The organism is Streptomyces sp. NBC_01260 (genome assembly GCF_036226405.1).
In the GTDB taxonomy this organism is placed as follows: Bacteria; Actinomycetota; Actinomycetes; order Streptomycetales; family Streptomycetaceae; genus Streptomyces; species Streptomyces laculatispora.
This window is the reverse complement of the sequence record NZ_CP108464.1, coordinates 8,358,965-8,384,820: the sequence shown is the minus strand read 5'-3', so window position 1 is coordinate 8,384,820 and position 25,856 is coordinate 8,358,965. Positions and strand designations below refer to the sequence as shown.

Sequence of the window (25,856 nt, the reverse complement as noted above, 5' to 3'; positions counted from 1 at the left end):
GCGGGGACACCCCGGCGGGCCGCCCGTGCGCGGGTCCCGCGACGCGACCGCCACGGACCGCCCCGGGCAGGACCACTGGTTTGTCCCTCATACCAAAGCGACGAACGAGCACCCGCCCAGGGGACAGCCCGGGTCAGAGATCTTCGAGCCGCCCGGTCAGGAACCGCCGCTCGGGGGTCGAGGTGGCCAGTTCGAGCGCCCGCCGGTACGCGTCCAGGGCCTCGGTGTCACGCCCGAGACGCCGCAACAACTCGCCGCGGGTCGAGTGGAAGTAGAGGTATCCGTCCAGGTCGAGGCTGTCGACGGCGCGCAGCGCCGCGGCGGGGTCGCCGGCCTGGCAGACCGCCACGGCGTGGTTGAGCTCGACCACCGGGGAGCCGGTGAGTTCGACCAGCCGCCGGTACAGCGCGGCGATCCGGGGCCAGTCGATCCGCTCCCGCGTCTGCATCGACGCGATCAAGGCCTGGACCACATAGGCGCCGCGCCCGCCCAGTGCGAGCGCCCGGTCGAGCACCGCCCGCCCCTCCGCGATCCGGCGGGTGTCCCACAGCGACCGGTCCTGGTCGTCGAGCAGGACGAGGTCGTCGCCGGAGAACCTGGCCCGCCGCCGGGCGTGGTGGATCATCATCAGGGCCAGCAGCCCGTGCGCCTCCGGCTCGTGCGGCATGAGCGCGGTGAGCACCCGTCCCAGGCGGATGGCTTCGGCGCCGAGGTCGACCCGGTCGCGGTAGCCCTCGTTGCAGATCAGGTAGATCACCGCGAGCACCGCGTCGACACGGTCCGGCAGCAGCTGCACGCCGGGAACCGCGAACGGGATCCCGGTCGCCCTGATCTTGTTCTTGGCGCGCGACAGGCGCCGCTTCATCGTCTCCTCCGGGACCAGGAACGCCCGAGCGATCTCGGCGGTCTCCAGGCCGCCGAGGGCCCGCAGTGTCAGGGCCACCTGCCCCTCCAGCGGCAGCGCCGGGTGGCAGCAGGTGAAGATCAGCTCAAGTCGTTCGTCCTTGATCACGGTGTCGTCGAACTCGTCCATGACGGCCTCGGGTACCGGGAGCAGGTGGATCTTCCCGGCCAGCGTGTGTTCCCGGCGAATCCGGTCGATCGCCCGGTTGCGCGCCGTCGTCACCAGCCACGCACCCGGGTGGGGCGGAACACCGGACACGGGCCAGCGCTGCGCCGCAACGGCGAACGCCTCCTGCGCGGCGTCCTCGGCCCTGTCGAAGTCACCGAGGAACCCGACCAGCGACGCCAGCACCCGGCCCCACTCGTCCCGGAAGACCTGCTCCAGCACGTTCAGCGCTGTACCACCGGCCTGATCTCGACAGCGCCGCCGAGCCGGGCGGCCGGGACGTGCGACGCCATCTCGATCGCTTCGTCCAGGTCGGCCGCCTCGATCAGGCAGAAGCCGCCGAGCACCTCCTTGGTGTCCGCGAACGGGCCGTCGGTCATCAGGGTCCGGCCGCCGACCACGCGCACACTCGTCGCCGTCCCGGCGGACTGCAGCTGCTCGGCGCCGACGCACCGCGGATCGTCGGCCAACGCCAGATACTCGGCGTACGCCGCCTCGCGTTGCTCCTCCGACAGGTTCTCCTCGTGGCCGGGCTCGGTGTAGATCATCAGGGCGTACTGCATCGCGGCCTCCGGAATCAGCGGGCTCTCACCCTCACAACGAACGAGCGACGGCTCAGGGGACACCAAAGGTGTCACCGGTGCCGGGCAGCGGCAGCGGGCTCAGCCCGCGGACAGGAAGAAGCGCCGCTTCTCCTTCGCCCTGGCGCCCAGGCGGTCGTAGAACCTGATCGCGTCCGCGTTCCACGAAGGGGTCTGCCACTGGACCTCGGTGAGTCCCAGGACGCGGGCTTCGGCCCGCACGGCCTCCACCAGCATCGGGCCGACCCGCAGACCGCGGTGGCCGTCCCGCAGGAAGAGACAGTCCATGGCGAGGTATTCCGCGCCGTCCCAGGTGGACAGCTCGGGGGCGCAGGAGGCGTAACCGATGATCCCGGCGTCGTCCAGTTCCGCGACGAAACACCGCAGGCGCGGAGTCGCGGTGCCGAAGAGCAGTGACTCCAGTCGCCCGGCCAGGTCGGCGGGCGGCTGCTCGGCCTGCTCGTACCGGGCGTGTTCGGCCACGAGTTGGACGATGTGCGGGAGATCGGCGGAACGTGCGTGGCGCACCCTCACCGCACCGGTGCTCATCAGCGGACCTCGCCTTCCAGGACATCGTCGCACCACGCCGCCCGGTCCGGCCGAAGCGGTCTGAGGTCCACGGCCGGGCCGGTGAAGACAGCGACGCGGCGCTCCCCCAGGTGGGTCATGCACCTATGATCCACGCCCGCGGGTTCCGCCGCTCGCACAAGGGTGAAGAGCGCTTCGTTCGGCACGTTCAGGCCGAACCGGTGCGGCCGCCGTCCTCGGCAGATCATCGTCAGCCCGGAGCCGAGCCCGCCCTCGGGTGTCGTCGGGATCCCGGGGTCAGCCGGACGGTTCGTCGGGCACAGGGTGGTCGGGATGGCGATGGCCCGCGTGCGGAGCGCCGCGCCGGCCGGTGCCCGCCTCGTCCGTGTCGGGAAGCTCCAGGTCCGGGTGCTCGTCGGCCGTCGGCCGCATCGAGCCGCCGACCACGTCCAAGGGGTCCTCGTCGGCCGTGGCCTGCTGATCGGGCGGGTCCCGCGGAATCGGGTTCCCACTGTTCCCGGGGTCTTTCGGGTGAAGGTCGTTCACAGTGTTCTCGCTTCCTCCCGTAGGCGTTTGTACCCGGTGCAGGTACCCGGATGACCGGCGCTGATGCATGGCCACCGCGGTTCCGGACGGCTACCGGTCAGTGGTGGCGGTGCCCCTGGCAGGTCACCTCGGTCAGTCCGTCCCTGTCCGTCTTCGGCCGCCTCCCGGCTCCGACGGCGACGGCCTGCTCCAGGTGGGCAATACATTCGTCCCACAGGAGCGCGGATCACGCTCACTGAGAACGTGGGGCCCGGGCCAGGTCACGCGGCGGGGTGCGGAACACCGCCCCCTTGGCCGGCCGGACCGGCGTGACCGTTCCTCGCGGGCTCACGCATTCCCCCGGGGGCGCCGTCACGGTGGGGACTGCCCCACCACGGCCCAGGGGGTCTGTCGGCGTGCCGGGGACCGGCGCCGCGTGATCCGCTGTCCGCACAGGAACCGTGCGAGGGAAGGTGGACCGTTGAAGGCTCGGATCGGATACGGCGCATGGACCGTGGGCGTGGTGCAGTTCTTGGCCGTCCACGTGATCGCCGAGTCGGCTTGGGCGAGACCGTACAGCTGGGCACAGAACAACATCAGCGACTTGGGCAACGCCCACTGTGCCCTTCAGCCGGAGCCCGAGCCCCGGTACATCTGCTCACCCGAACACGGCCTGATGAACGGTTCGTTCATCGCTCTGGGGACACTGCTCGTCGTCGGCGCCGCCTTGGCCGGTGGTGGAGCTCTGTGGCGCAGGGGCCGGACCGCGGCCGTGACCCGGGTACTGCTGGCCGGTGCCGGCGTCGTCTTCGTGCTGGCCGGGCTCGCCCCTGCGGATGTGAACGAGAACCAGCATGTTCTGGGTGCCCTGCTCATCATGGGAGCGGGCAACATCGGTCTTCTCCTGGCGGGATTCGGCCTGGCCGGACACGTTCCGGCCCCACTGCGCCGTGCGACGGGGTTGCTGGGCATCGCGGCGATCGCGGCCCTGGGGCTGTTCCTCGCCCAGCGCTATCTCGGGCTCGGCATGGGGGGCATGGAACGGGTCGCGGTGTTTCCCCTCCTGGCGTGGACGCTGACTGTCGGCCTCCACGGTCTGACCCGGCGGGCAGCCACCCGCGTACAGGATGCGGGGCCGACGGACGCGTCCCACGGTCGGCTCGCAGCTGATGACGCGCTTACGCGCGACCGGTAGACCCAGACTCCCGTCAACCCGTATATGAATATGGCGAGTTGAGGCATGCATTCAGCACGGATGCGGGGCTGCGGCTACGGCTACGGCTACGGCTACGGCTACGGCTACGGCTACGGCTACGGCTTGGGACGCCGAAGCGGGGTGGCCGATGGCGTGACCCCGAGAGGTAGTCGACGCGATCACCCACAAGTTCCAGCGGTCCCGCGGCGGACCGACCACGAAGACCCACCTCGCCGTCGACGGCCGCTGAGCCTTGTTCTGACCGCCGGACAGGCTGGCGATGCGCCTCCCTTCGCCGACGTCATGGCCCGCCCGCGCGTTCCTCGACGCCGTGGACGGCCCGCGCCAGGTTGGACATGACCCTGGCCGACAGGGCCTTGACCTCGCGCTGATCGGGTTCGTCGATCACGGAAGCGGTGGCAGCGGAGAGCCGGTGGCCGTCCTGCTCAGGCCGGGCAACGCAGGTAGCAACACCGCCGCCGCCTGGGTCGCCGAACTCGACGGCGACGTCCTCAGGGGCTGGCCCAAGGTAATGCGGCTGACCGTCCGCAAGGAACGCCCGCACCCCTGCGCGCAGTTGCGCATCACCGACGCCCTGGCGCGACTCGAAGCTCTCCCGAACCCCGGCTGACCAGCACGTTCCCGTCCCTGCGAGCAGCACCCTCCCGCCGGAGCCGTGGAACCCGGCGCCCATCCGACGCGACAGCCGGGCCATCAGCCTGACCACCGCCAGCCCGAACAACCGAAACGGCCCGCCGAAGAAACCGGCGGACCATCACGAAAGATCGAGGCTAATGGACAACCGAGGGGCTGAACGCCGCATGGAGCAGGCGGTTGAGATTCTGATCGAGGCTGCGGGTGAGCGAAGGATAGGCGTGCTTTCCCAAGTGCCGATATTCGAAAACCGTCCGAAAGTCCCGGGGGACGGATCGGCCTCCTCCAGCCCGGCCTCGTGCCATGCCTCGTACAGCGTGGTCAGGGCTGCCTTGGCGGAGAGCGACGCGGGCCCAGGCCGGTGACGACGACGTCGCGCCTTCGAGGGGTCTTTGTCGTGGGTCCGGTCCGCGGTGTGCTCGGCGTCACCATTTTTCGAGGCAGATCGCCGAGCTGATGCCGCCGAAGCCCATGCTCAGACTGACCGCCGTGCGGAACGCATCGAGCGCGAGGTGGCCATGCACGCGAAGACCTTCCATCAGCCCGAGGTCCGGGCCCTCATCACGTCCCACTACACAAGAGGCTGACCACATGCCGGAGCCCCGCGTCTTCGACCTGATCGTGGACCACATCCGCGAGGTGATCCCCGAACTGGAGGACCACCGTTTCGAACCCTCCGACTCGCTGCGCGACCTGGGAGCCAACTCCATCGACCGGGCGGAGGTCTATGACCTCTGCGGCGTGGACATAGAGTCTCTTCCCTCGCTCTCTCATGAAGCCGACGGAAGTTTCGTGCTGGATCAGTCGACGGTTCCGGCGGGGCGGTGGTCGCGGAGGCGGTCTCGCTGGAGTTCGGGATCTCCTTCGCCGTGGATTTCGCGCGGATGCTGGTCGCGATGTTCAGGGAGAGAGTCGGCGACAGCCTGAAAAGCCACCAGAACAGCTTCCAGAGCGGCGTCGAGTGGATCGTCCAGGTTGCGGGTCGGGTGCAGCTTCTGCTCCCGCATCTGCAGGAGCGTGGCCACGACCTCCACTGCCCCCGCCGCGGCGAGCCCGTGCCCGGTGATCGACTTGGTCGCGTTGATGCGGGCGTGGGTGAGCCCGCAGCGCGCGAGCGCCTCCCAGGCCGTAGATGTCGGCGTCGGTGAAACTGATGCGCCGCTCCTGGATCAGCAGCAGGCTCTCCTTGGTGCCGCCGCTGGCGAAGTAGTTGCCGTAGCCGGTCAGTACGACGGCTTTACACCGCTCGTTCGCCCCGACCCTCGCGAAGGCATCCTGCAGGCCGGTGATGAGCTCATCGGAGAAGGTGTTCTTGTGCACCGTGTCCTGCATCGTGATCTGGACGATGGAGGGGGTGATCTCCCGGTATTCCACGGGTTGGCTCTGCATTCCTACTCTCCTTCCCAGGGGAACTGCCCGGTGTTCACATAGCGCTCGATCTTGCGCAGGTTCTCCTGGTCGGAGAACACCTCCCGGTTGGCCGCGACGGCCTTGTCCCGGGAGGGGAGCAGAAGGTCATCGAGCTCGCGCAGGTAGTGCTTGTAGCGGGCCGTTCCCGTCTTGGGCAGATAGCGCAGCCGCAGGAGGTGCCGGCGCAGCAGGTTGTCGCTGCTGTCCGCGCAGGCATCGACGAGGTGCCAGTTCACGGCCTGTTCGGCGGTGAACGGCTGGGTCATCAGCGTGACCTCGATGGCCGCCGGGCGCGCTTTGGCCACCTTGCGCATCAGATTGCGGTGCGCGCCCTTGATCATTCCGCCGAAGGGCGTGTGGAAGGCGAGGTAGCCGAAGCTCGAAACGAAGTCCACGTCACCGACACGCCGTTGGTACTCGCGAAAGGAGTTCTCGCAGCAGTCCAGGTACGACAGCAGGGACAGATCCGCGTTGCCCGCTTCGCTGTCGGGCAGCGGACGGCAGGTGTCCATCACCTCGTAGCCGTAGTAGCCGCTCGCGCCGACGTCTATCTGGAAAACGTGCGGGGTGTCGCTGACAATCATCGCCACGGCGCGGGCACCGCCGCTCGGTTCGGCGAAGGACCAGTCCTCGGAGAGCGCGTCGCCGCTCTCCGCAACCATGAAGCGGGTGATGTCGGTGGCGATGACCAGGGCCTTCGCGCCCGGTGAGGTCCCCGACAAGATGAAGTTCGCCGCTGTCGGCAAATGTTGTTGGCCGGAATCGGCCACCCGCACCGTCCTGACTTGATCTCCCTGTGCTGCCGAGGCGGGATTGGCGCCAGCCTGTCCTTCGGACACGGCATCCACTACTGCGTCGGAGCGCAACTGGCCCGGCTGGAGGCGCAGATCGCCTTCGACCGCCTCATCGAGCGCTTCCCGCACATCCGGTTGGCCGCCGACCCGGCGGAGCTCCGTTGGCAGCCGGGGACAGCGCTGCGCGGGCTGAGGTCTCTGCCGGTGTCGCTCAGCGCCGGACAGGGCTGAGCAGCGGGTGTTCCCCGGTGCGGGTATCCCGCACCGGGGAACACCCGGGAGTAGCCGGCCCGGTCACCCTGCGCCTGTAAGACGAACGCGGCGCAAAGCGCCGGCCCGCTCGCACCGTTGTCCGGCTGAACAGACCGGGAGTCCCTGATGACTCCTGCGGGTGCCTTGACGGTAATCGCACGTTGAGGACACGACCCGAAGTGGAGGAGTAGGGCGGCGATGAAGCGTGGAGCAACGCTGCGCCGGTTGGCCGCCGATCCCATGATCGACCTGCCCGCTGGAGAGATCGTGCTGCGGGACGAGGGCACGATGACGGACTGGACGGTCGAGGTTGCCGCCGAGGACCTCGGCTTCAGGCTCGCCCGATCGCGGTGAGCGCGGCGCATGGGACGAAAGCTCGGGAGCGAGGGCGTGAACAAGGGGTGCTGTCGTGATCGCTGAGATATTACCCTCCCCCATCGGCACGGGCAGCACGTTCGTTGACTACGACGCGGCGCTGACCGCCCTGTACCCACAGGAGGCCGCCGCCGTCGCGAGCGCCCGGCCCAAGCGCCGGCAGGAATACGCGAACGTCCGCATGTGCGCGCGCCGCGCCATGCGCGAACTGGGCGTGCCGCCGGCGCCTGTGCTGTCGGGTGAGCGCGGCGAACCCCTGTGGCCCGACGGCATCGTCGGCAGCTTGACCCATTGTCCCGGGTTCCGGGCCGCCGCCATGGGCCGCTCCTTTGCGTTCGTGGGAATCGGCATCGACGCCGAGCCCAACCTTCCCCTGACAGAAGACCTGCTGGAGTTCGTCTCGCTGCCCCAGGAGCGGGCGCGGGTCCACGCGTTGACGCAACACTCTCCCGAAGTCTGCTGGGACCGATTGCTGTTCAGCGCCAAGGAAGCAGTGTTCAAGATCTGGTTCCCGCTCACCGAGCGCGGACTCGACTTCACCGAAGCCGACCTGCGCATCGACCCCGACGACGGCACCTTCTCCGCGCAACTGCTCGTCCAAGGCCCCACCGTCGACGGGCGACGCATCGAAGGATTCAACGGCCGGTGGCTCTCCCGCCAGGGCGTACTTGTCACCGCGATCGCCCTGCGGCGGACGGCGCACCGGTAGCCGTCGCGCCTTCGGGGACCCGCGGGCTCAAGCGGGCGAACGACGTACTGCGGACGGCCTCGGTGTTTTTCGCGGCGCAGCTCGACCCGACCCGGCCCAGGTAGCCGCGCTCCTCGACGAGCATCCGTACCTGGGAGTCGAGTGCGTACTTCGGGAACTCTCCATCGCCCCCTCCGCCTACTACCGCTGGCGCCACGCCGAGAAGGAACCCTGCGAGCGGCGGCGTCGCGACGTTGAACTGACCGAGCAGATCAAGGAGATCCACACCGGGTCCGATGGCGTCCACGGGTCACGGCGCGTGCACGCCATGCTGAAACGCGAGGGCGTCCACGTGAGCCGCAAACGGGTCGAGCGGTTGATGCGCGAGGCCGTTCTGGCGGGTCTCAGCCCGCGCCACAAGGGTTTCACGCGTCGCGATCCCAAGCCACACTCGCCCCGGACCTCGTCAACCGGGACTTCACCGCCGAGGGGCCGAACCGGCTGTGGATCCCCCGACTGCGGTCTGAAGACCCGGGCCCGGCCCGAGACCGCAGCGTCCCTGGCGAACCTGGCCGCCGCGGCCCGCACCGTCCGCGGTGAGCGCGGCTCGGCACATGCACGCATGCGACGTCAACTTGGCTCGCATGCACCTCCGTTCGGGTGGCGTGGGATGGGTTGAGGGAATCGCGCGGCGGTCTGGGCAGCCTCCGGGCGACGGATCGTAGAAGGGGAAGTCGTGGAAGTGTCACCCGAATACGGGCGCGCCATCAGTGAGGGTCCGACCCCGGCGGACGCCGCTGGTGCGCCGGCCCTGCCATACCCGAGCGGCTGGTCCGCACTGGCGTTCTCGCACGAGCTGCGGCCGGGCACCGTGCTGACCCGGCCGCTGGCGGGCCAGGACGTCGTGCTGTACCGGCTGGGCAGCGGAGCGCTCCGGGCCGTCCGCCCGTACTGCCCGCACCTCGGTGCCCATCTCGGCCTGGCGACGGTGGACGGGGACGAGCTCACGTGCCCCTTCCACTTCTTCGCGTTCGGCCCCGACGGTGCGTGCGTGCGCACGGGATACGGCACGCCGCCGCCGCGTTCCCCGTTGACGCAACTGCCCGTGCACGAGGTCAATGGCGCCGTCTTCGTCTGGCGTCACCACGACGGCCGTGCTCCGGACTGGTGGGTCCCCCGCTGGCACGAGATCGGCCACCGGCCCGCCCGCACGGCCGCCTGGGAGCTGGCCGGGAACGTCCAGGAGGTCATCGAGAACTCGGTGGACCTGGGGCACTTCGCCACCCTGCACGGCTGGGTCAAGGCCGAGATCGGCGGGCCGGTGGTGTACCACGACGACGCGTTCCACGTCTCTGTGCGAGCCCATGAGACGGCGCCGCTCGTGGGCAGCTTCACCGTCGATGTGGAGGTGGACGGATACGGGCTCGGTTGCCTGCACGCCGACGTGCACACGCCCCGCTTCGGGCTGCGGATGTGCACGATGGTGATGCCGACGGCGATCGCGCCCAACCGGATGCAGTTCCGGCAGTTGAACCGCATCGCCTTCACCGAGCCGGGCCGGCTGCCGCCGCCGCTCGCGCGGGCGGTCAGCCGCACTGCTGCTCGGCTTCTGGACCGGGTCATCTTCCGCTCCAGCTGCGAGTTCACGGCGGCCGACTTCCCGATCTGGCATCACAAGCAGTACCAGCAACCTCCTCGGCTGGCCGCCGGAGACGGCCCGATCGGCCCGTTCCGGCGCTGGGCCCGGCGGTTCTACCCGCAGCCGCCCGCCAGGGACCCCGTGACGTGGCTCAGCCACAGCGAGGGAGGTGACGGAGCCGCACTCCCCTGACTCCGACGACTGCTCCGGCCTCAGCGGCTTCTCCGGCTCATGTCCGCCTCGCGCAACTCCTCTGTCGCGCCCGGTCTCCTGGACGGCTCGGAGGGTGCGCGGCCGTCTCATCTCGCGTGCGGTGAGGGGCGGGGCTCAGTCCAGGACCGGGCCGACACCGGCGGCCGAAGCGGCATCGCGCTGATGGAGGTACGCCTCCAACTCTGCGGCCCCGGTCAGCATCGCCCGCCCGCGGGCGGACAGCCGGCCGCGCCAGTCGCCCAGTGCGGCCTCCAGCGGCTCCAGCCCGCCGGCCGCCCGCACCTGGGCGATCAGCGGGGCGATCTGCTCCAGCAGATAGCCGCCCCGCCTCAGTTGGTGGGCCAGCCGGGCATCGCGTACGTCGGCCTCGTCGTAGACGCGGTAGCCGGTCAGCGGGTCGCGGCCCGGGCTCACGAGCCCGGCGCCCTCCCATTTGCGCAGCGTCGCGGGCCGGATTCCGAGCTTCCCCGCGAGCGGCCCGATGAACGTGCCACCGGGCCCGGGGGTCGCGGCGGCGTCCGAGCCCGCACCGGCCCCGGACGCCGTGGTGGGCTCCAGGTCACGGAGGGCGCTCTCCACAGCCTGGAGGGTCCGGCGGTCGTCGTGGAGCTGGGCGTGGCTCTCGTCGATGAGGTGGAACGCCTCATCGGCCGCGCCCTCGTTCACCGCGCGCATGATCGACGTCGCCGTCCGGTGGCCGTGGCCGGGCACCAGGGCGAGAAATGCGCGCAGGGCACCCGCGTGCAGCGGGGTGTAGGTGCGGTATCCGTGGGGTGAGCGGCCGGCGGCCGGAAGGATGCCGGCCTCTTCGTAGTTCCTGATCGCCTGGGTGGACAGACCGTGCCCGCGCGCCAGATCAACCGGCCTGAGCCGTTCACCGTTTTGAAGGTTTCGTCTCATCGTCCTGCCAGTATCGCGGGAAAGTCTCAATCGAGGGTTCAACGATACCGTTGAAGGCATGGCTACTGAAATCAAGGACATCGCCCATGCCGTCGAGGCCTCCGCCGTCATGAAACTGCTCCCGGCCCGGCCGCGGCTGCTCGCTCTGGGCGAGCCCACCCACGGCGAGGACGCTCTGCTCGACGTGCGCAACGAGCTCTTCCGCCAGCTCGTCGAGCAGGAGGGCTACCGGACGATCGCGATCGAGAGCGACTGTCTGATGGGCCTGGTCGTGGATGGCTACGTCACTTCCGGCACAGGCACTCTCGACCAGGTCATGGAGCACGGGTTCAGCCACGGCTGGGGTGCCTCAGCGGCCAACCGCGAGCTCGTGCGCTGGATGCGCGCCCACAACGACGGCCGCCCCGCGTCCGAGCGGATCCGCTTCGCCGGTTTCGACGGCCCGCTGGAGATCACCGGCGCCGCGAGCCCCCGGCCCGCTCTTACCGCGCTCCACGGCTATCTCTCGGCCCAGGTGGACGCGGGCCTGCTCCCCTGCACCGCGGAAACGCTCGACCGCCTGCTCGGCACCGACGACCGGTGGACCAATCCCGCCGCGATGATGGACCCGACCCAGTCCGTGGGGCAGTCGGAAGAGGCCGGGGAGCTGCGGCTGCTCGCCGACGATCTGGTGGCCCTGCTCGACGCGCAGACGCCACACCTGATCACCGCGACCTCGTGGGACGACTGGGACCGGGCGCGCCTGTACGGGCGCACCGCCACCGGGCTGCTGCGGTACCACTTCCGGATGGCCGACACTTCGCCGAGCCGCATGACATGGCTGGTGAGCCTGCGGGACTCGATGATGGCCGCCAACCTGCTCGCCATCGCCGAACGGGGCCCGGCGCTGGTCCACGCCCACAACGGGCACCTTCAGCGGGACAAGAGCACGACGCGGATGGGCGGCCTGCCGCTGGAGTGGTGGAGCGCCGGCGCGCACGTGAGCGCACACCTGGGTGCGGAGTATGCCTTCGTGGCCACGGTCCTCGGCACGATCCGGCACCAGGGAGTGGACACCCCGGCACCGGACACCGTCGAGGGGCTCCTGTACGCGCTCCCCGAGGACCGCTGCGTCGTCGACGCTCCCCGGCTGGCCATCGCCCTCGGCGACACGCGGCCCGAACCCCGCGTGTCCCCCTACTACGGCTATGCCCCGCTCGACCCGGCCCATCTGGCCCGAGTCGACGGGATCGTCTTCGTCAAGGACGTCCCGCAGAGCTAGGGTCTTTCGTTTGGATCATGCTGGGCTCGCGGGGTCTGGTGCCGCACCTCGCGGCGTTGTCGTCGGTCGCCGTCGGGTGACGACCACCCGACGGCCCGTCGCCTCGGTCACGGACACCACGGGGCTGCCCGACCCGGACGGGCTCTTCGGGGCCTTCCGGGACCGGTCGGACGCCATCGCGGGCTGCGGGAGCGACGTCGTCCTGCGCGACGACGCAGGCGATCCGCTCCCCGATCAGGCGGACATCGCTGCCGGCACGGACGTCCATGTCTCGATCGTCGAGGGGCGGACCAATGTGCTGCGTCTGACCGGCGAGGCACCGAACAACATGTCCGAGATCACCTTCGGGGTGGCGGCGGCCGGTCAGACAGGAGGCGCCACCGGTTCCCGGTCCCCCGTGGCCGGCCGGGCCGCCAGGAACTCCACCACGGCCATGAGGAACAGCAGGCACAGCGCGAGCCCGACAACCACCCAGCCCGTGGGGTACGACCACAGCAGGTAGACCAGCAGCGAGACGGCCACCAGCACCCAGGTGATCCAGGTGCGGAAGCGGCGCACGAAGGGCCCCACCGGCCCGGTGCGCAGTCCGGCACCGTCGGCGGTGGAACGCACCGCCGCGATGCCGGAGACCCATAGCCGCCGTACGAGTCCGGCGCGTCGGCCCGGACCGGTGAGCCAGGCCGCCAGGGCGATGACGACGCCGAGTGCGACGACCATCCGGACCGTGGTCTGCAGGAAGTGGGTCAGGGCGTCGTAGACCGCGCCCGCCGCGCCCTGGGAGACGTCGGCCGGCAGCGCGTCCAGGTAGAACCCCCGGAAGATGCGCAGCCCGATGCCGAGGACACCGGCGGCGACGGCGGCGCCGAGACATCCCGCGACCAGGGCCCGCCGTCGCCGCACCGCGAGCAGCACACCGGCGGCGATCAGGACGAGGGCGATGACCGGCAGCCAGTTGCCCAGGAACTGCAGGACCCGCATGTACGTCTTGACCTTGCCGATGTCATCGGACCTGACGAGCGTGATGTCGGTGTGGATCTCGGGGATCCGCCCGGCGACCGTCATCCCGGCGTCGACCAGACGCTGCTCGACGCGTTCGACGACCGGGCCGAGGTCGAGGGTGACCGCGTCGTTCGTCAGCGTGAGCGCCCCGCCGCCCTTTCCGGTCAGAGCCTTGACCACGGCGCTGTGCGCCCGGCGGTTGGCCTCGGTCCAGATCTTCTTGAACTCGTCCGAGGCGGCGACCGCGCTCGCCTTGTCGTGCACGAAGCTGCGGACCGCGGCCTCCAGTGAGTCACCCAGCCGCCCCAGGGCCTTCTCCAGGCGCGGCCGGTCCGCGGGCGCCACGTCGGCGAGCAGGGTGGAGAGGTCGATCCGGGTCATGAGCGCGTCGGTCACCCGTCCGGCCACGGCGTCCTGGACATCGGCGTCGGAGGCCAGGGGTCCGACCGTGTCCACGTAGCGGCTGGTGTCCCCCACCTCGTCGGCCGCCCAGGCGGCGACGACGGAGAGGGGTGTGAGCAGGCATCCGACCGTGATCAGCAGCGCGGCGAGGAAGGACCGGCCGCGGTGCCGGGGCGACCGTGCCACTCCGCGTTCAAGGGCTGTCACCCGCGTGCGCAGACCTTCGAGTTCGGACTGCTCGGACTGCCCGGAGCCGTCATCCTCCCGTGCCCTTCCGTCCTCCACCCTTGCTCCCCTGCCCGGTCCGGTCCGGTCCGGCTCGTCTGTCTGTCTGTCTGTCTGTCTGTCAGGGAACGGCCTGCGGCGCGCGGGCGCGAGCAGGGCTGGGCCATTCAGGGCACCCATGCGGATGCGGAGTCTCGACAGGGACCCGAACGGGGCCATGCTGCTCTTCTGGCGTCCGGGCTCCTCCGTACCGTTCCTGGAGGAGCATCCCGATGCACCTGTCCCGATCGCCCCGGCGCAGAACCGCCGCATGGGCGGCCACAGCACTCACCGTCAACCGGCCTGCCGATCGGTCAGCGGTGGCGATCGCCGAGCCGGACGACGCATGGTGTCTGCCGTACAGCCTGGCGACGCCGGCCCTGGTCCGGATACGCACTGGGGCTCCCTCGAACGCCGCGGCCCTCCTGGACCGGGCCGAGGTCCGCGGCGGGGATGATGGACCGGCAGGCCTGCCATGAAGTACGCACGGCCCGCGCCGACTCGCCCCGCGTACCGGCCTTCCGGGCGAGGCGCTCCGCGCGGTGGACGGCTTCGCCCAGGAGGCCCCGGTGCTGTGGCCTGGGGCAACTCCGGGCGGGACACGCCGAATCGACGCGGCGGCTCACGCACGCGGAGGCCGAACGGGCCGGACGGACCGGTGAGCGCATCGCCGAGCCGGACGCACGGATCGCCCTCGCGGTGTCCCTGTTCCGGCTCGCGGACGACGACGCCGCGCGGGAGGCCCTGGACCGGGCCGAGAAGCTGGTGCGGGCGTTGCCCTACCCGGCGGGCATACGTCATGCGGCTGCCGCACGGCAGCTGGTGGCGGGCGACCGGTCCGGGCGGGAACCGCACGAGTAACTGCCGTTCGACAACGATGTCTGTTTGCCGCCGGACACGGCCGGACTGCGGTGATCATGCTGGCGGCATGACGAAGTCATCAGCTACGGACTCAATGACCGTTCTCACCGGCATGTACGCGGCCGAGGCCGAGTACCTGGCGGCCGGCGGTCCCGGCGAGGCCTCCTTCGGCCTCCTCGCCCCCTTCTTCGCCCCGGACGTCACGCTGTACCAAGCAGCTGCTCTGCCCTATGGGGGCACATGGCGCGGACACGACAGCATGACGGATTTCTTCCTCCGGATGGCACAGGTGTGGGAGTCGTTCGACATGGTCGAGCAGGAGTTCCTTGCCACCGGTGAGACTGCGGTCGTGCTCACGCAGGTCCGTGCCCGCGCCCGGGCGACCGGCCGTGAACTCAGTTTCCCGATCCTGCAAACGGTCACGGTCGAGGACGGGCGGATCACCGAGGTCCGTCCGTTCTACTGGGACACGGCGGCTGTCGCCGACGCCTGCACATCGCCGGCTCCGACGCACTGAGCCGCACGGGGTGGGCCGCGCGCCGGCCCCCGCCGTCCCTGCGTCAGGCGGGGAGCCGCTCCAGCAGCCCGGCGAAATCCGTGCCCGGCGCAAGGGTGCCGAATGCCAGGCCCTGGTCCCCGTCCAGCCGGGACGCGCAGAACGCGTCGGCGACGGCAGCCGGCGCGTGCCGTACGAGGAGGGAGCCCTGGAGCACGAGCGCGGCGCGCTCGATGAGACGGCGGGCGCGCAGAGGAGCGTCCTCGGTGAGGACGAGTTCGCCGCGCAGCGCCTGCCAGGCCGCGTCCAGCCGCCGGTCGGCGCCCGAGGCCGCCTCGATCTCGGTGCGGAAGGCGTCGAGGGACTCGGGCTCGCGCCCCAGCGCCCGCAGCAGGTCGAGGGCGTTCACATTGCCCGAGCCCTCCCAGATGCCGTTGAGCGGCGCCTCCCGGTAGAGGCGGGGCATTCCTGACGCTTCGTCATAGCCGTTTCCCCCCAGGCATTCCAGCGCCTCGGCCACAGCGGCGGGCTGCCGCTTGCACACCCAGTACTTGCCCACGGCCGTGGCGAGCCGCAGGAACGCGCGCTCCCCCGCGTCGCCCCGCTGGGCCCGGTCGGCGGCGCCGGCCAGGCGCAGCGCGAGCGTGGTGGCGGCCTCGGACTCCACGGAGAGGTCGCCGATCACGTTGCGCATCAGGGGCTGGTCGATCAGTTTGGCGCCGAACACCGCTCGGTGGCGGGCGTGGTGGGCGGCCTGGGCGAGTGCGGCACGGGTCCCGGCCGCGGAGCCGAGAACGCAGTCCAGGCGTGTCATGGTCACCATGTCGATGATGGTGCGTACGCCCTTGCCCTCGGTGCCGACGAGCCAGGCCACCGTGTCGTCGAACTCAGGCTCGCTGCTGGCGTTGGCACGGTTGCCGAGCTTGTCCTTGAGCCGCTGGATCCGGAAGGTGTTGCGGCTGCCGTCCGGCAGCACGCGGGGCACGAGGAAGCAGGAGAGCCCGCCGGGCGCCTGGGCCAGCACCAGGAAGAGGTCGTTCATCGGTGCGCTGGTGAACCACTTGTGCCCGCGCAGCCGCCAGGTTCCGTCGGCCGCCTCGGCGGCCGTGGTGGTGTTGGCTCGTACGTCGGTGCCGCCCTGCTTCTCGGTCATGCCCATCCCGGCGAGCAGTCCCCGCTTGCCGGCGGGGGCGCGCAGCCCGGCCTCGTAGACCCGGCTCGTGAGAAGGGGTTCGTACGTCTTGGCCAGGCCGGGTGAGTGGCGCAGCGCCGGGACCACCGCGTACGTCATGGAGACCGGGCACAGGTGTCCCGGCTCCAGCGTCGTCATCAGCATGAAGCCCGCGGCGCGGGCCACATGGGCGCCCGGCCGCTCGTCGGCCCACGCCGCGCCGGCGAGGCCCGCACCCACCGAGGTGTCCATGAGGTGGTGGTAGGCGGGGTGGAACTCGACCTCGTCGACCCGGTGACCGTAGCGGTCGTGTGTGCGCAGCACGGGTTCGTGGTGATTGGCCTGGTCGGCCCACTCCTGGGCCTCCTCGCCGCCGACGAGGCGGCCGAGGCGGTGGAGTTCCTCGGTGTGCCACTCCGCACCCTCGCGGCGCACTCCCTCCAGCAGGACCGCGTCGTCGGCGACGTCATGGCCGGTCAACGGCGGCGGCTGGTTGGTCACTTCGTGCGTCAGGGTGGTGGGGTGGCTGTGTGGAGCGTCGGTCGTGCGCACGGGGTCCTCCGAGTGGAAGGGAACGTAAGGCGGGGGCAAGCGGCTGGGACGCACCGACCGGGTCAGGGCTGCCCAGCGGCGGGCGGGGCGCCCGCGCAGCGCAACGCCATGGCGACGAGTTCAACGAGGAGTTCCTCCGCGGCCTCCTCGTCGCGGGTGCCGAGCGGGTCGACGAGCACCTCGCCGATCGCCCCGGTGAGCGCGGCCGCGGTGATCTCGCCGTTCTGGGCGGGCAGCAGGCCGTCCTCGATTCCTTCGTGGACGGCCCGGGCGAACAGGGCCCGGTAGCGGCGGCGGAAGTCGAGACGTTCGGCGCCGACCGCCGGCTCGGCCGGGGCGGCGAGCAGCGCGTAGGCCAGTCCACGGTTCTCCAGGGCGCGGCGGGCGAAGACCTCGACGCCGTGGCCGATCCGCTCGACGGGGCTTCCCGGCCCTTGGAGCACTTCGCCCAGTACGTCGACCTCGCGTCCGGCGGCGCGCCGGAACACCTCGACGGCCAGTGCCGTCTTGGACGCGAAGTGCTGATACACGGAGCCGGCGGCGATGCCCGCCGAGTCGGCGACGGCGGTCACGGACGCCTGCGCCCAGCCCACCTCGGTGACCACCGAGGTGGCACAGGTGACGAGGTGCTCCCTGGCGGCTTCGAGCCGGCCGATTTCGGCTGGGGTCTTGCGGTAGGCCATATAAAAAGTGAACCATCATTCAGAGTTTCCCGCCAGGCCCCCTGCCGCTCTCGCTCCGTCCCCCGTACTACGCACCAACCGGACGGGACGTACGACGACGGAGCGCCTGATGCCCAGCCGCTCCGGCGGCGGGTGACGGGTGACGGGTGACGGGTGACGGGTGACGCAGCCGTACCCGGCCCCCGTGGCTCGGGCCGGGTACGGTCGCGCGCTCGCCCGCTGCTGCGGGGCCGACCAGGTCAGGGGGTGACGATGGCGAAGTGCGGGTCCGGATCGCTGAGGTGGCCGAGCAGCTCGGTCAGCTTGCCGACGTCCCAGGTGCTCTCGACTCCGGGGCGGGCCGCGAGGTCGGCCGGGGCCACGACACCGAGCAGTACGGCCCGCACCTCGGCCACCGTCAGACAGATCTCGACGTCCGGGGCGCCCGCGGCCCGCCCGGTGCCCATGGCGTGGCTGAGGACACCGCTGCGCAGCCGCAGCGTGAGGGGCTCACCGTCGGACAGCTTCCAGCGCACGGTGATGTCCGCGTCCCAGCTGCGCGGCCCGTCCACCCTGATGGCGAGGGCGTCGCACAGCTGATCCAGGGGCAGTACCGCGAGAAGATCGGGCGCCACCATGAAGGTGGGGGTGCCGACCGAGCCGTGACGCAGCTCCAGCGCGCCCATGAGGTAGAAGTTGCGCCAGGTCCCGTTCTCACTGCCGCATCCGAGCTGTTCCAGCGCGTCGGCCTGACCGAACGCCTGCACTCCGCCCTCGACTACCGCCCACCCGAAGAATTCGAGGCCCGCCACCACCGATCCCAGGCGACCACGAACACTGCCTGAAACCATAGAAACCGGCCGCTACGAAACCCAGGGCAGCTCAGGCTGCACCAATGCCTGGAAGCTGTGGGAGGAGATCGTTCCCCTCGGCTACCAGGGGAGCTACGCGCGCGTCCGCGCCTACCTGCGTCTCAAACGGACATCGCCACGGCCGGCTGCGACCCGACCGCCGTCGCCCCGCGCGGTCGCCGGATGGATCCTCCGCCGCCCCGAGACTCTCAGCGAGTCCTAAGAGGACGTTCGTGTCATTTATGTGACGGTTTGCGCCGGTTCTGTCGCGCCAGGATTAGCCGCATACTGGCAGAACAGGCGATTTGCGGCAGCAGCTTCGGCAGGCATGACCTTACGTTTCGCCCCGGTTCCAGCCAGTAGCTCCTGTCCGGTTCGAAGAACCCACTGAGAGCGGCTTTTGCCTCGCTCGATCGAGCGATATGCCCAGGTAGAGACCTTGTGCATGAGTATCCCCATGACTTCTTCGCAGCCGCGCCTGCCGTACCTGAGTGACCTCTCCGATGCCCGCTGGGCGTTGATGGAACCGACCTTGACAGCCTGGCGGGCCGAGCGCCAGAAGACCTCGCTCAACCTCGGCGGCAAGGTCACTGACCTGCGGGAAGTCATGAACGCGATCCTCTTCCTCAATCGGACCGGCGTCCCGTGGCGCTACCTTCCGCACGACTTCCCGCCTCACACCACCGTGTTCGGCTACTTCAGCGCCTGGAGTGCCGACGGCACCATCGAGAATCTCGGCGTCCACCTGCACAGGATGGTCCGTGAACAGGCAGGACGCACCGCCGAACCCACCGCCTGCTTGATCGACGCCCAGAGCGTCAAGACCGCCTCCAGCGTCCCTATCGGCACCCAGGGAACCGATGCCGGCAAGAAGATCGTGGGCCGCAAACGCAGCATCGTTGTCGACACTCTCGGCCTGTTACTGCTGGTCATCGTGACCGCCGCCAGCGTCTCGGACAACGAGGCCGGCAAACAGCTCCTCACCCAGCTCGCCGCGGACTACCCCACGATCACCAAGGCGTGGGTCGACACCGGCTACAAGACCAAGGCCATCGAGCATGGTGCCGCCCTCGGCATCGACGTCGACGTGGTCCCACGAAACGAGCAGGTCAAAGGCTTCTCCGTGGTACCGAGGCGCTGGGTTGTCGAGCGAAGTTTCGGGTGGATCATGATGCACCGCCGCCTCGCCCGCGACTACGAGACCAAACCAGCACACTCCGAAAGCATGATCCGCATCGCGATGATCTCGAACCTTGCGAAGCGAGTAACCGGCGAAACGCCCATAACCTGGCACAACCCATGAACTATCCGGTTTTCAACCGAAACGTCCTCTAACAGCTCCAGCTCAAGGCCGTCTCGACCAACTGCCCGGAGATCGCCGCCCTCACCCGCCACGTCCGGTCCTTCGCGACCATGCTGACCGAGCGTCAGGGCGAGCGTCTACCGGATTGGCTCGACGCCATCCGACAGGACGACCTTCCCAGTCTCCACGCCCTCGCCACAGGGTTGGAACGCGACCGGGATGCTGTGATCGCCGGCCTGACCCTGCCCTGGAACTCGGGCGTCGTCGAAGGACATGTCAAGGATCAAGATGCTCAAGCGCCAGATGTTCGGCCGCGCCGGCTTCGAACTCCGCAAGCGCGTCCTTCTGTCCTGACGCTCTGTGATCGCCGACACCCGTTGGCCGCCTCTGGGTATCGACAGGCCAGCAGTGGCATAACCGCATGCGGCAGGTCAGTTACATCTCTGAGAATGGTGCCCATGGTCCACCGAATCGAAGCGCCCAGTCCCGACGATGCTGCACCCGTGGGCCGCATGCAGCTCACGGCCTGGCTCCAGACCTACCCCAACGAGGACGCCGGCATTGATGAGACGTGGATCCGCGAGCAGCGAGCGTCCGCTGTCACCGCCGAGGGCATTGCGCAGTGGCGAGAGTTCATTGACGAGGTCGCACGCCACCCTGAACGGCTTTTCTGCCGTGTCGTCCGATCCGGGGCTGAGATCACTGGTGTCCTCTGTGGTCGCCGGGACGAATTAGTGACCCTCGGACCGATGTATCTGCTGAACGAAGCCCAAGGCCAGGGCATCGGCGGTCAGCTGATGGGTGAGTTCTTCCTATGGGCGGACGGTACTCCCATGCACCTGTGGGTGACTGAGTACAACGGGAGAGCGATCCGGTTCTACGAGCGCCACGGGTTCCAGCTCACGGGTGAGCGTGAGCTGTGGCGAGACAGGTTGCCCAACGTGCGTATGGCGCGCGATCTCGTGCAGCATCCTCGGATCGCATGAGACGCGGGCGATGCGCAGTGTGGTCGACCACGAAACTGAGCCAGAACCCGTTCTCATGGACAAAGCCACGGGCCCAGCGAACCACCCGCCACAACGGCGACGGCGCGGTCAGCCCTGTCGGCCACCAGCGCCTCGATGACCTGACCATGCGTGAGGTGGGCGATGTCGCGGCCCGGCGCAGCCGATCGACGGTCCCGGCCACATCAAGCCGGCGCAGCAACCCGGCAGCGACAGGCAGAGCGCCCAGACGCTTCTCCACCACGGAGGTGACCACGCATTCCACGCGCGGACGCACCGTCCGCAGCCGCGGGGACCGGGAAGACTTCGTCACACCCGGTCAACACGACCGCCCCGGACCGGACACGGCCAGGCAGCAACTCCACCCGACCCAGCCACCCGCGAAGTACGGAGCAAGTCACAGGGCCATCATCGCCACCACCGCTGCTGCTACAACCGGCTTCTCCGCCCCACCACACAGGGCACGGACCAAAGACCAAGAACGGCTTCTTCGTCACCGCGTACCGAGCCGCCACCGAGCCCCTGTTCTCCAAGGTCAGCCGAACCACCGAGGCCGCGCGCTGGCGGCCGGCACCGCCCCGACCGGCCGGTACCGCAGATGACCGGTATCGCCGCGATCGGGGCGGCTATGCATCTGCTGGCCACCGCTTCGATGAGGGCCGGGACCCGTCCTCGATGACCGGCATACTGGCCGACATGGCCTAGCGTCTGCTGCCGGCTTGACGGCCCGGCCTCACCTCAGGTGCCGGGTGAAGAATCGGGCCGCGTCGTCCACCTCGAACCACGGAGTGCCGGCGTGTCCGCCAAGATTGGCGTGCAGCGTCTTCTCCTTGGCGCCGAAGGTGTCGAACAGGTCCAGGGTCGGCTGCCGTTCCATTCCTTCGTCGTCCCACTGCATCAGGAACTGCAGCGGAATGGCGACCTGCCGGGCCTCCTCGCGCAGGGTGCCGGGCACGAAACCCTGGCCGAAAAAGACGGCGGCCGAGATGCGCGGTTCGACCACCGCCAGCCGAATGCCGGTGGCGGTCATCCCGTTGTACCCGACCGGGCCGTCGATCTCGGGCAGCGAAAGGAGGGCGTCCAGGGTGGTCCGCCATTCCGGGACCGCCTTTTCGACCAGCGGGAGGATGAAGGCGTCGAGGATCTCGTCGACAGGCTCACCGGCCTGCGCTGCCCGGCGGAGGTCAGCACGGGACTGCTCATCGGCGGCGGAACGGGGCCGGTCACCGTGTCCGGGGGCGTCGACGGCAGCCGCCGCGAAGCCGTACTTCGCCGCGTAGTGCCGGGCCCGGGCCACCAGCCGCGGTTCCCGCATGTGCAAGCCACCGTTGTGGCCGATCAGGATCAGCGGGGCCGGTGCGGAGTCAGGCATCCACAGGACACCAGGGATCTCGCTGAGGGTGAATTCGCGTTCGAGGACGCCGTCGTCGAGGCGCTGTTCGGAAGTGAATTGCATGGTCGTGCCTTTCGGGAGTGCTCTTGAACGGCGCTCCCGGACGACCTATCGTCCGACCGTGACCCCGGAGGGGAGCACCCATGTCGATACTGCGTTCACGGGTACCACCTCCTCGTTCTCTCGCACGGCCTCCGAGAGGTTAGCAGTGGCCATCGTGGTTCGCCAACGGGTTTTCGCGGAGGCTCCGTGGCCGGATGCCGCGTCACCGCATAGGGCACGGTCCGAGGGAGGACCCGCTGCCGGCGGGGGGCAAAGTCACGACCGAGTGGTAACTCGGCCGCCACCCGTCGGACAGCCCGCTTCATGAAAGCGCGAGGTTAAGGGCGTGCAGAGCATTAACTTGCGTGTTGTAGCCCTTGACACCGCTGCTCAAGCAGGGTGTTCGACAGCAAGTTGTTTACCGGCACGCCCTAACTTGATCTTTAACCTCGGGGTCCGAACGGCTCGTCGTACTTGATCACTCGGATTGGTAACTGCCGTACACACGGGCGGCCTTCGGCTGAGCATGTGATCCGACCAAGGAACACACAACGCTCAGCACGAAGGCCGTGGGGATGAGTCTGTCGCACCATGCTGTCGGGCAGGATCCGTTTGCGGAACTGTCACGCTTCCGGGGTGAGTTCTACTCCTGTCTGACCAAGCGTGCGGATGCGCTGTTCGAACTCGCGGACGCGGTGTTGTGCGCGGATGGTCCGGTCCGGTCGCTGGTGGAACTGTCGCTGGTGGGCGAACACCGTCGCGGGCATGGCGGGCTCTACGACGCCCTGTCCGCGGGCCGGGTCGACGTCGCCCGGCTGCGACGGGGCCTGGCCACGGTGCCGCTGCCACGGGCGGCGGACGGCCGGCTGGTCCTGGCCGCCGACCTGACCTGCTGGCTGCGGCCCAGTGCCCACACCTCACCGCAGCGGATCCTGTGCCACACCTACGGGCGGGGCAGGGACCAGCACATTCCCGTGCCCGGCTGGCCCTACTCGGTGATCTGCGCGCTGGAGACAGGCCGCAGTTCCTGGACCGCACCGCTGGACGCACTGCGTCTGGCACCGGGCGATGACGCCGCCACCGTCACTGCCGGGCAGATGCGCGATCTCGTCGAGCGGCTGATCGATGCCGGGCAGTGGAAGGACGGCGATCCGGAGATCCTGATCGTCGTGGACGCCGGCTACGACGTGCCCCGCCTGGCCTTCCTGCTCAAGGATCTACCGGTGCAGGTGCTGGGCCGGATGCGTTCGGACCGTGTCCTGCGACGGTCGGTCCCGCCCCGCGAACCCGGTGTCCGGGGTCGGCCGCCCCGCCATGGCGGCGAGTTCGTATTCGGTGACCCGTCCACCTGGAACACTCCCGACGCGCAGACGGTGACCGCAACCCGCCTCTATGGCACCGCCGTCGCCCGGGCCTGGGACCGGCTCCACCCGAGACTGACCCATCGCTCGGCCTGGACCGCTCAGCTGGGTGCTTTGCCGGTTATCGAGGGCACGGTGATCCGTTTGCAGGTCGAGCACCTGCCCAGCGGGGCAACACCGAAGCCGGTCTGGCTGTGGTGGTCAGGGCTCGACGCCACTGAGGCGGAAGTCGATCTGCTCTGGCAGGCATTCCTGCGGCGCTTCGATATCGAGCACACCTTCCGGCTGTTCAAACAGACCCTGGGCTGGACCTGCCCGAAGATCCGCAGCCCCGAAGCCGCCGACCGCTGGACCTGGCTGATCCTCGTGGTCTTCACCCAGCTCCGGCTCGCCCGCCCCCTGGCGGCGGACCTGCGCCGACCCTGGGAGAAGCCAAGTCCCGCGGACAGGCTTACCCCTGCACGAGTCCGCCGCGATTTTCGGCACCTCCGGCCGAAGGCCGCCTGCCCAGCCGGAGCACCGAAATCCTCTCAGCCCGGCCCAGGACGGCCACCCGGCCGCAGAAACAACCAACCCACCGCACGCTACGACGTGCACACAGTCGGCAAACCAGACTCCACAAAGCGACGGACGAAGAAGCCAACGACTCCACGTCCACGCCGCACAGGTTAAAGATCAAGCTAAGGGCTTGCAGATCATCAAGGTGTTGCTTCCCGTCCCTTGGCTCGTTGATGTGGTATGCGCATCCTGGAAGAGGCCTGTGCCCAACTCACCATGAAGTTCGAGGTGTTGTTCCCTCATCTGGATGAGCGGCAACGACGGCTGCTGATGGCCGCAGAGGCCCGTGCTCTGGGACACGGTGGCGTTCGGGCCGTCGCGCGGGCGGCCTCGATGAGTGAGACCACGGTCCGCAAGGGCGTGTCCGAGTTGGAGGCCGGCGAGGAGCCTCTGGGGAGAGTGCGGCGGCCGGGCGGAGGCCGCAAGAGGGTCGCAGATCTCGATCCGGGGCTGCGGCCGGCTCTCCTGACGCTTGTCGAGCCAGACGAGCGAGGCGATCCGATGTCGCCGCTGCGGTGGACGGTGAAGTCGACCCGCACTCTGGCGCGGGAACTCGCCCGAACCGGACACAAAGTCAGTGCGGACACCGTCGCGGACCTGCTGCGAGAGGAAGGCTTCAGTCTGCAGGCCAACGCCAAGACCATCGAGGGAAGCCAACATCCCGACCGAGATGCCCAGTTCCGCTATCTCAACGAGCAGGCCCGTGATCACCGGGACGCTGGCCAGCCGGTGATCAGCGTGGACACCAAGAAGAAGGAACTCGTCGGCGAGTTCAAGAACAACGGTCTCCAGTGGCGGCCTGCGGCTGATCCGGCGCCGGTGAACGTCCATGACTTCGCCGACCCCCGGCTGGGCAAGGCCGTCCCGTACGGGATCTACGACCTCGCGGCGAACACCGGCTGGGTCAACGTGGGCACCGATCACGACACCGCCGCATTCGCAGTGGAATCGATCCGCCGCTGGTGGTGCGGCCAGGGTCGGGCCGCCTACCCGCAAGCGACGCGACTGCTCGTCACCGCCGACGCGGGCGGCTCGAACGGTTACCGCACCCGGGCCTGGAAACTCGAACTCGCACGGCTCGCCGCCGAAACGGGACTGACCATCACCGTGTGCCACCTACCGCCGGGCACGTCAAAGTGGAACAAGATCGAGCACCGGCTCTTCTCGCACATCACCATGAACTGGCGCGGCCGCCCGCTGACCAGCCACGAAGTCATCGTGAACAGCATCGCAGCGACCACCACCCGCACCGGACTGCGCGTGAAAGCCGCGCTTGACACCAACAGCTATCCCATCGGGGTGAAGATCGGCGACGCAGAGATGGCTGCCCTGCCGCTGACCCGGCATGCCTTCCACGCCGACTGGAACTATGCACTGCACCCCCAGACACGCCCTGCCATCCCGGCGGCACGAGCCCCGCAGGCCGCTGACACACAGTGGGACCAGGCCCTACTGACCGATCCTTCCCTGACCGGGATGCCCCGCCAGCAACTGGACAACCTCACGACAATGTTGGCTCCCGACGGGGATACTCAGCGAGGTCGCCCACCCCGACTTACCTTCCCTGAACAGGTCCTGGCCACCGTGCTCCACCTGCGGGTCGCCCTGGCCGCGGAACCACTCGCCGTACTGTTCGCCAGCAGCCGCACGGCCATGCACCGCACTCTCCTCAAGAACAGAAGACTGCTCGAGGCCCAGGGCATCACTATCCCGCCCGCGAAGACCCCACCCGCGTCCCTCACAGTCCTCCAAGCCAGGGTCCTCGCACTGACCGGCGACACCAGCATCAAGATCAAGACACCGTGTTAATGATCTGCAAGCCCTAAGGGCTGTCCCGTAACTGGTCTTCGGCA

At 69.3% G+C, this 25,856-nt stretch carries 26 protein-coding genes and 4 pseudogenes; 16 read left to right on the top strand and 14 right to left on the bottom strand.

Translation table 11 applies throughout. From position 1 onward, the window contains the following. Positions 1-133: 133 nt before the first annotated feature. From OG322_RS37370 to OG322_RS37355, 4 genes are all read right to left on the bottom strand, one after another. Positions 134-1,291 (bottom strand): RNA polymerase sigma factor, encoded by a 1,158-nt coding sequence (locus tag OG322_RS37370; protein WP_329307540.1) that lies wholly within the window; start codon positions 1,289-1,291, stop codon positions 134-136. Between the two features lie 2 nt (positions 1,292-1,293). Next, complete coding sequence (locus tag OG322_RS37365) at positions 1,294-1,632, bottom strand: YciI family protein (RefSeq protein WP_124285851.1); 339 nt, start codon at positions 1,630-1,632, stop codon at positions 1,294-1,296. A gap of 99 nt (positions 1,633-1,731) precedes the next feature. Next, positions 1,732-2,199, bottom strand: a complete 468-nt coding sequence (locus OG322_RS37360) for a GNAT family N-acetyltransferase (RefSeq protein ID WP_329307539.1) — start codon at positions 2,197-2,199, stop codon at positions 1,732-1,734. 276 nt (positions 2,200-2,475) lie between these two features. Further along, on the bottom strand, positions 2,476-2,724 hold the full coding sequence (locus tag OG322_RS37355) for a hypothetical protein (protein ID WP_123465131.1): 249 nt from the start codon (positions 2,722-2,724) through the stop codon (positions 2,476-2,478). A 460-nt stretch (positions 2,725-3,184) separates the two neighbouring features. Between OG322_RS37355 and OG322_RS37350 the strand changes: the two genes are divergently transcribed. The 3 genes and pseudogenes from OG322_RS37350 to OG322_RS37340 all read left to right on the top strand — a co-directional run. Beyond that, positions 3,185-3,898 carry a DUF998 domain-containing protein gene (locus OG322_RS37350; RefSeq protein WP_329307538.1) on the top strand — a complete coding sequence of 238 codons (714 nt, stop codon included), beginning with the start codon at positions 3,185-3,187 and terminating at the stop codon, positions 3,896-3,898. Between the two features lie 190 nt (positions 3,899-4,088). After that, positions 4,089-4,287 (top strand): annotated as a pseudogene (locus OG322_RS37345) (IS5/IS1182 family transposase); the annotation flags it as partial. Further along, a pseudogene (locus OG322_RS37340) lies at positions 4,287-4,490 on the top strand (hypothetical protein); the annotation flags it as partial. The pseudogenes OG322_RS37345 and OG322_RS37340, both read left to right, overlap by 1 nt. Positions 4,491-4,977: 487 nt before the next feature. Here OG322_RS37340 and OG322_RS37335 read toward each other — a convergent pair. The 4 genes and pseudogenes from OG322_RS37335 to OG322_RS37320 form a co-directional block, all read right to left on the bottom strand. Continuing rightward, positions 4,978-5,124 carry a hypothetical protein gene (locus tag OG322_RS37335; RefSeq protein ID WP_164494498.1) on the bottom strand — a complete coding sequence of 49 codons (147 nt, stop codon included), beginning with the start codon at positions 5,122-5,124 and terminating at the stop codon, positions 4,978-4,980. Between the two features lie 228 nt (positions 5,125-5,352). Continuing rightward, complete coding sequence (locus OG322_RS37330; RefSeq protein WP_311316988.1) at positions 5,353-5,619, bottom strand: hypothetical protein; 267 nt, start codon at positions 5,617-5,619, stop codon at positions 5,353-5,355. A 121-nt stretch (positions 5,620-5,740) separates the two neighbouring features. Further along, a pseudogene (locus OG322_RS37325) lies at positions 5,741-5,941 on the bottom strand (enoyl-CoA hydratase-related protein); the annotation flags it as partial. A 2-nt stretch (positions 5,942-5,943) separates the two neighbouring features. Further along, the gene (locus OG322_RS37320) at positions 5,944-6,732 is read right to left on the bottom strand and encodes a hypothetical protein (RefSeq protein ID WP_329307537.1); all 789 of its coding nucleotides are present in this window, start codon (positions 6,730-6,732) and stop codon (positions 5,944-5,946) included. Positions 6,733-6,747: 15 nt separating this feature from the next. On the opposite strand from OG322_RS37320, the gene OG322_RS37315 reads away from it, so the two are divergent. From OG322_RS37315 to OG322_RS37300, 5 genes are all read left to right on the top strand, one after another. Next, positions 6,748-6,987, top strand: coding sequence for a cytochrome P450 (locus OG322_RS37315; RefSeq protein WP_398912249.1), 240 nt, complete (start codon positions 6,748-6,750; stop codon positions 6,985-6,987). 219 nt (positions 6,988-7,206) lie between these two features. Beyond that, entirely contained in the window at positions 7,207-7,362 is a 156-nt protein-coding gene (locus tag OG322_RS37310) for a hypothetical protein (RefSeq protein ID WP_164494444.1), read from the top strand. 55 nt (positions 7,363-7,417) lie between these two features. After that, positions 7,418-8,092, top strand: a complete 675-nt coding sequence (locus OG322_RS37305; RefSeq protein WP_123465123.1) for a 4'-phosphopantetheinyl transferase family protein — start codon at positions 7,418-7,420, stop codon at positions 8,090-8,092. Next, positions 8,052-8,750, top strand: a complete 699-nt coding sequence (locus tag OG322_RS41790) for an IS3 family transposase (RefSeq protein ID WP_123465121.1) — start codon at positions 8,052-8,054, stop codon at positions 8,748-8,750. Before OG322_RS37305 ends, OG322_RS41790 begins: the two co-directional genes overlap by 41 nt. 57 nt (positions 8,751-8,807) lie before the next feature. Continuing rightward, on the top strand, positions 8,808-9,902 hold the full coding sequence (locus OG322_RS37300) for a Rieske 2Fe-2S domain-containing protein (RefSeq protein ID WP_124285847.1): 1,095 nt from the start codon (positions 8,808-8,810) through the stop codon (positions 9,900-9,902). 135 nt (positions 9,903-10,037) lie between these two features. Here OG322_RS37300 and OG322_RS37295 read toward each other — a convergent pair whose 3' ends face one another. Continuing rightward, on the bottom strand, positions 10,038-10,823 hold the full coding sequence (locus OG322_RS37295) for a TioE family transcriptional regulator (protein ID WP_123465117.1): 786 nt from the start codon (positions 10,821-10,823) through the stop codon (positions 10,038-10,040). 58 nt (positions 10,824-10,881) lie between these two features. On the opposite strand from OG322_RS37295, the gene OG322_RS37290 reads away from it, so the two are divergent. Next, the gene (locus tag OG322_RS37290; RefSeq protein WP_329307536.1) at positions 10,882-12,084 is read left to right on the top strand and encodes an erythromycin esterase family protein; all 1,203 of its coding nucleotides are present in this window, start codon (positions 10,882-10,884) and stop codon (positions 12,082-12,084) included. 363 nt (positions 12,085-12,447) lie between these two features. Here the strand turns inward: OG322_RS37290 and OG322_RS37285 are convergent, their stop codons facing one another. Beyond that, positions 12,448-13,770, bottom strand: a complete 1,323-nt coding sequence (locus tag OG322_RS37285) for a hypothetical protein (protein WP_329307535.1) — start codon at positions 13,768-13,770, stop codon at positions 12,448-12,450. Positions 13,771-14,202: 432 nt separating this feature from the next. On the opposite strand from OG322_RS37285, the gene OG322_RS37280 reads away from it, so the two are divergent. Both OG322_RS37280 and OG322_RS37275 read left to right on the top strand, forming a co-directional pair. Beyond that, on the top strand, positions 14,203-14,610 hold the full coding sequence (locus tag OG322_RS37280; RefSeq protein WP_329307534.1) for a hypothetical protein: 408 nt from the start codon (positions 14,203-14,205) through the stop codon (positions 14,608-14,610). A gap of 67 nt (positions 14,611-14,677) precedes the next feature. Next, the gene (locus tag OG322_RS37275) at positions 14,678-15,127 is read left to right on the top strand and encodes a nuclear transport factor 2 family protein (RefSeq protein WP_329307533.1); all 450 of its coding nucleotides are present in this window, start codon (positions 14,678-14,680) and stop codon (positions 15,125-15,127) included. A gap of 43 nt (positions 15,128-15,170) precedes the next feature. Here the strand turns inward: OG322_RS37275 and OG322_RS37270 are convergent, their stop codons facing one another. From OG322_RS37270 to OG322_RS37260, 3 genes are all read right to left on the bottom strand, one after another. Next, a complete protein-coding gene (locus tag OG322_RS37270) occupies positions 15,171-16,829 on the bottom strand; it encodes an acyl-CoA dehydrogenase family protein (RefSeq protein WP_123465108.1) in 1,659 nt (552 codons plus the stop codon). A 62-nt stretch (positions 16,830-16,891) separates the two neighbouring features. Next, complete coding sequence (locus OG322_RS37265; RefSeq protein WP_123465106.1) at positions 16,892-17,512, bottom strand: TetR/AcrR family transcriptional regulator; 621 nt, start codon at positions 17,510-17,512, stop codon at positions 16,892-16,894. Positions 17,513-17,751: 239 nt separating this feature from the next. After that, positions 17,752-18,303: an alkyl sulfatase C-terminal domain-containing protein gene (locus OG322_RS37260; RefSeq protein WP_329307532.1), complete on the bottom strand. Its 552-nt coding sequence runs from the start codon at positions 18,301-18,303 to the stop codon at positions 17,752-17,754. 496 nt (positions 18,304-18,799) lie between these two features. Here OG322_RS37260 and OG322_RS37255 point away from each other — a divergent pair, with 496 nt between their 5' ends. The 3 genes and pseudogenes from OG322_RS37255 (at position 18,800) to OG322_RS37245 (ending at position 20,631) form a co-directional block, all read left to right on the top strand. Further along, entirely contained in the window at positions 18,800-19,645 is an 846-nt protein-coding gene (locus OG322_RS37255) for an IS5 family transposase (RefSeq protein ID WP_123465102.1), read from the top strand. Between the two features lie 35 nt (positions 19,646-19,680). After that, positions 19,681-19,999 (top strand): annotated as a pseudogene (locus OG322_RS41785) (transposase); the annotation flags it as partial. Between the two features lie 158 nt (positions 20,000-20,157). Continuing rightward, positions 20,158-20,631: a GNAT family N-acetyltransferase gene (locus tag OG322_RS37245; protein ID WP_241200422.1), complete on the top strand. Its 474-nt coding sequence runs from the start codon at positions 20,158-20,160 to the stop codon at positions 20,629-20,631. Positions 20,632-21,382: 751 nt separating this feature from the next. On the opposite strand, the gene OG322_RS37240 is transcribed toward OG322_RS37245, so the two are convergent. Then, a complete protein-coding gene (locus OG322_RS37240; RefSeq protein ID WP_329307531.1) occupies positions 21,383-22,105 on the bottom strand; it encodes an alpha/beta hydrolase in 723 nt (240 codons plus the stop codon). Positions 22,106-22,659: 554 nt separating this feature from the next. On the opposite strand from OG322_RS37240, the gene OG322_RS37235 reads away from it, so the two are divergent. Then, positions 22,660-24,117, top strand: coding sequence for an NF041680 family putative transposase (locus tag OG322_RS37235; RefSeq protein WP_329306760.1), 1,458 nt, complete (start codon positions 22,660-22,662; stop codon positions 24,115-24,117). Positions 24,118-24,183: 66 nt separating this feature from the next. Further along, positions 24,184-25,812 (top strand): ISAzo13 family transposase, encoded by a 1,629-nt coding sequence (locus OG322_RS37230; RefSeq protein ID WP_329305897.1) that lies wholly within the window; start codon positions 24,184-24,186, stop codon positions 25,810-25,812. Positions 25,813-25,856: the final 44 nt, after the last annotated feature.

What these genes read in the sequence shown, in the direction of transcription:
- OG322_RS37365 (WP_124285851.1), bottom strand. Translation starts at nt 1,632, where the DNA reads ATGCAGTACGCCCTGATGATCTACACCGAGCCCGGCCACGAGGAGAAC.
- OG322_RS37360 (WP_329307539.1), bottom strand. Translation starts at nt 2,199, where the DNA reads ATGAGCACCGGTGCGGTGAGGGTGCGCCACGCACGTTCCGCCGATCTC.
- OG322_RS37310 (WP_164494444.1), top strand. Translation starts at nt 7,207, where the DNA reads ATGAAGCGTGGAGCAACGCTGCGCCGGTTGGCCGCCGATCCCATGATC.
- OG322_RS37295 (WP_123465117.1), bottom strand. Translation starts at nt 10,823, where the DNA reads ATGAGACGAAACCTTCAAAACGGTGAACGGCTCAGGCCGGTTGATCTG.
- OG322_RS37290 (WP_329307536.1), top strand. Translation starts at nt 10,882, where the DNA reads ATGGCTACTGAAATCAAGGACATCGCCCATGCCGTCGAGGCCTCCGCC.
- OG322_RS37280 (WP_329307534.1), top strand. Translation starts at nt 14,203, where the DNA reads ATGATGGACCGGCAGGCCTGCCATGAAGTACGCACGGCCCGCGCCGAC.
- OG322_RS37275 (WP_329307533.1), top strand. Translation starts at nt 14,678, where the DNA reads ATGACGAAGTCATCAGCTACGGACTCAATGACCGTTCTCACCGGCATG.
- OG322_RS37265 (WP_123465106.1), bottom strand. Translation starts at nt 17,512, where the DNA reads ATGGCCTACCGCAAGACCCCAGCCGAAATCGGCCGGCTCGAAGCCGCC.
- OG322_RS37255 (WP_123465102.1), top strand. Translation starts at nt 18,800, where the DNA reads ATGACTTCTTCGCAGCCGCGCCTGCCGTACCTGAGTGACCTCTCCGAT.
- OG322_RS37245 (WP_241200422.1), top strand. Translation starts at nt 20,158, where the DNA reads ATGCAGCTCACGGCCTGGCTCCAGACCTACCCCAACGAGGACGCCGGC.
- OG322_RS37240 (WP_329307531.1), bottom strand. Translation starts at nt 22,105, where the DNA reads ATGCAATTCACTTCCGAACAGCGCCTCGACGACGGCGTCCTCGAACGC.
- OG322_RS37235 (WP_329306760.1), top strand. Translation starts at nt 22,660, where the DNA reads ATGAGTCTGTCGCACCATGCTGTCGGGCAGGATCCGTTTGCGGAACTG.
- OG322_RS37230 (WP_329305897.1), top strand. Translation starts at nt 24,184, where the DNA reads ATGCGCATCCTGGAAGAGGCCTGTGCCCAACTCACCATGAAGTTCGAG.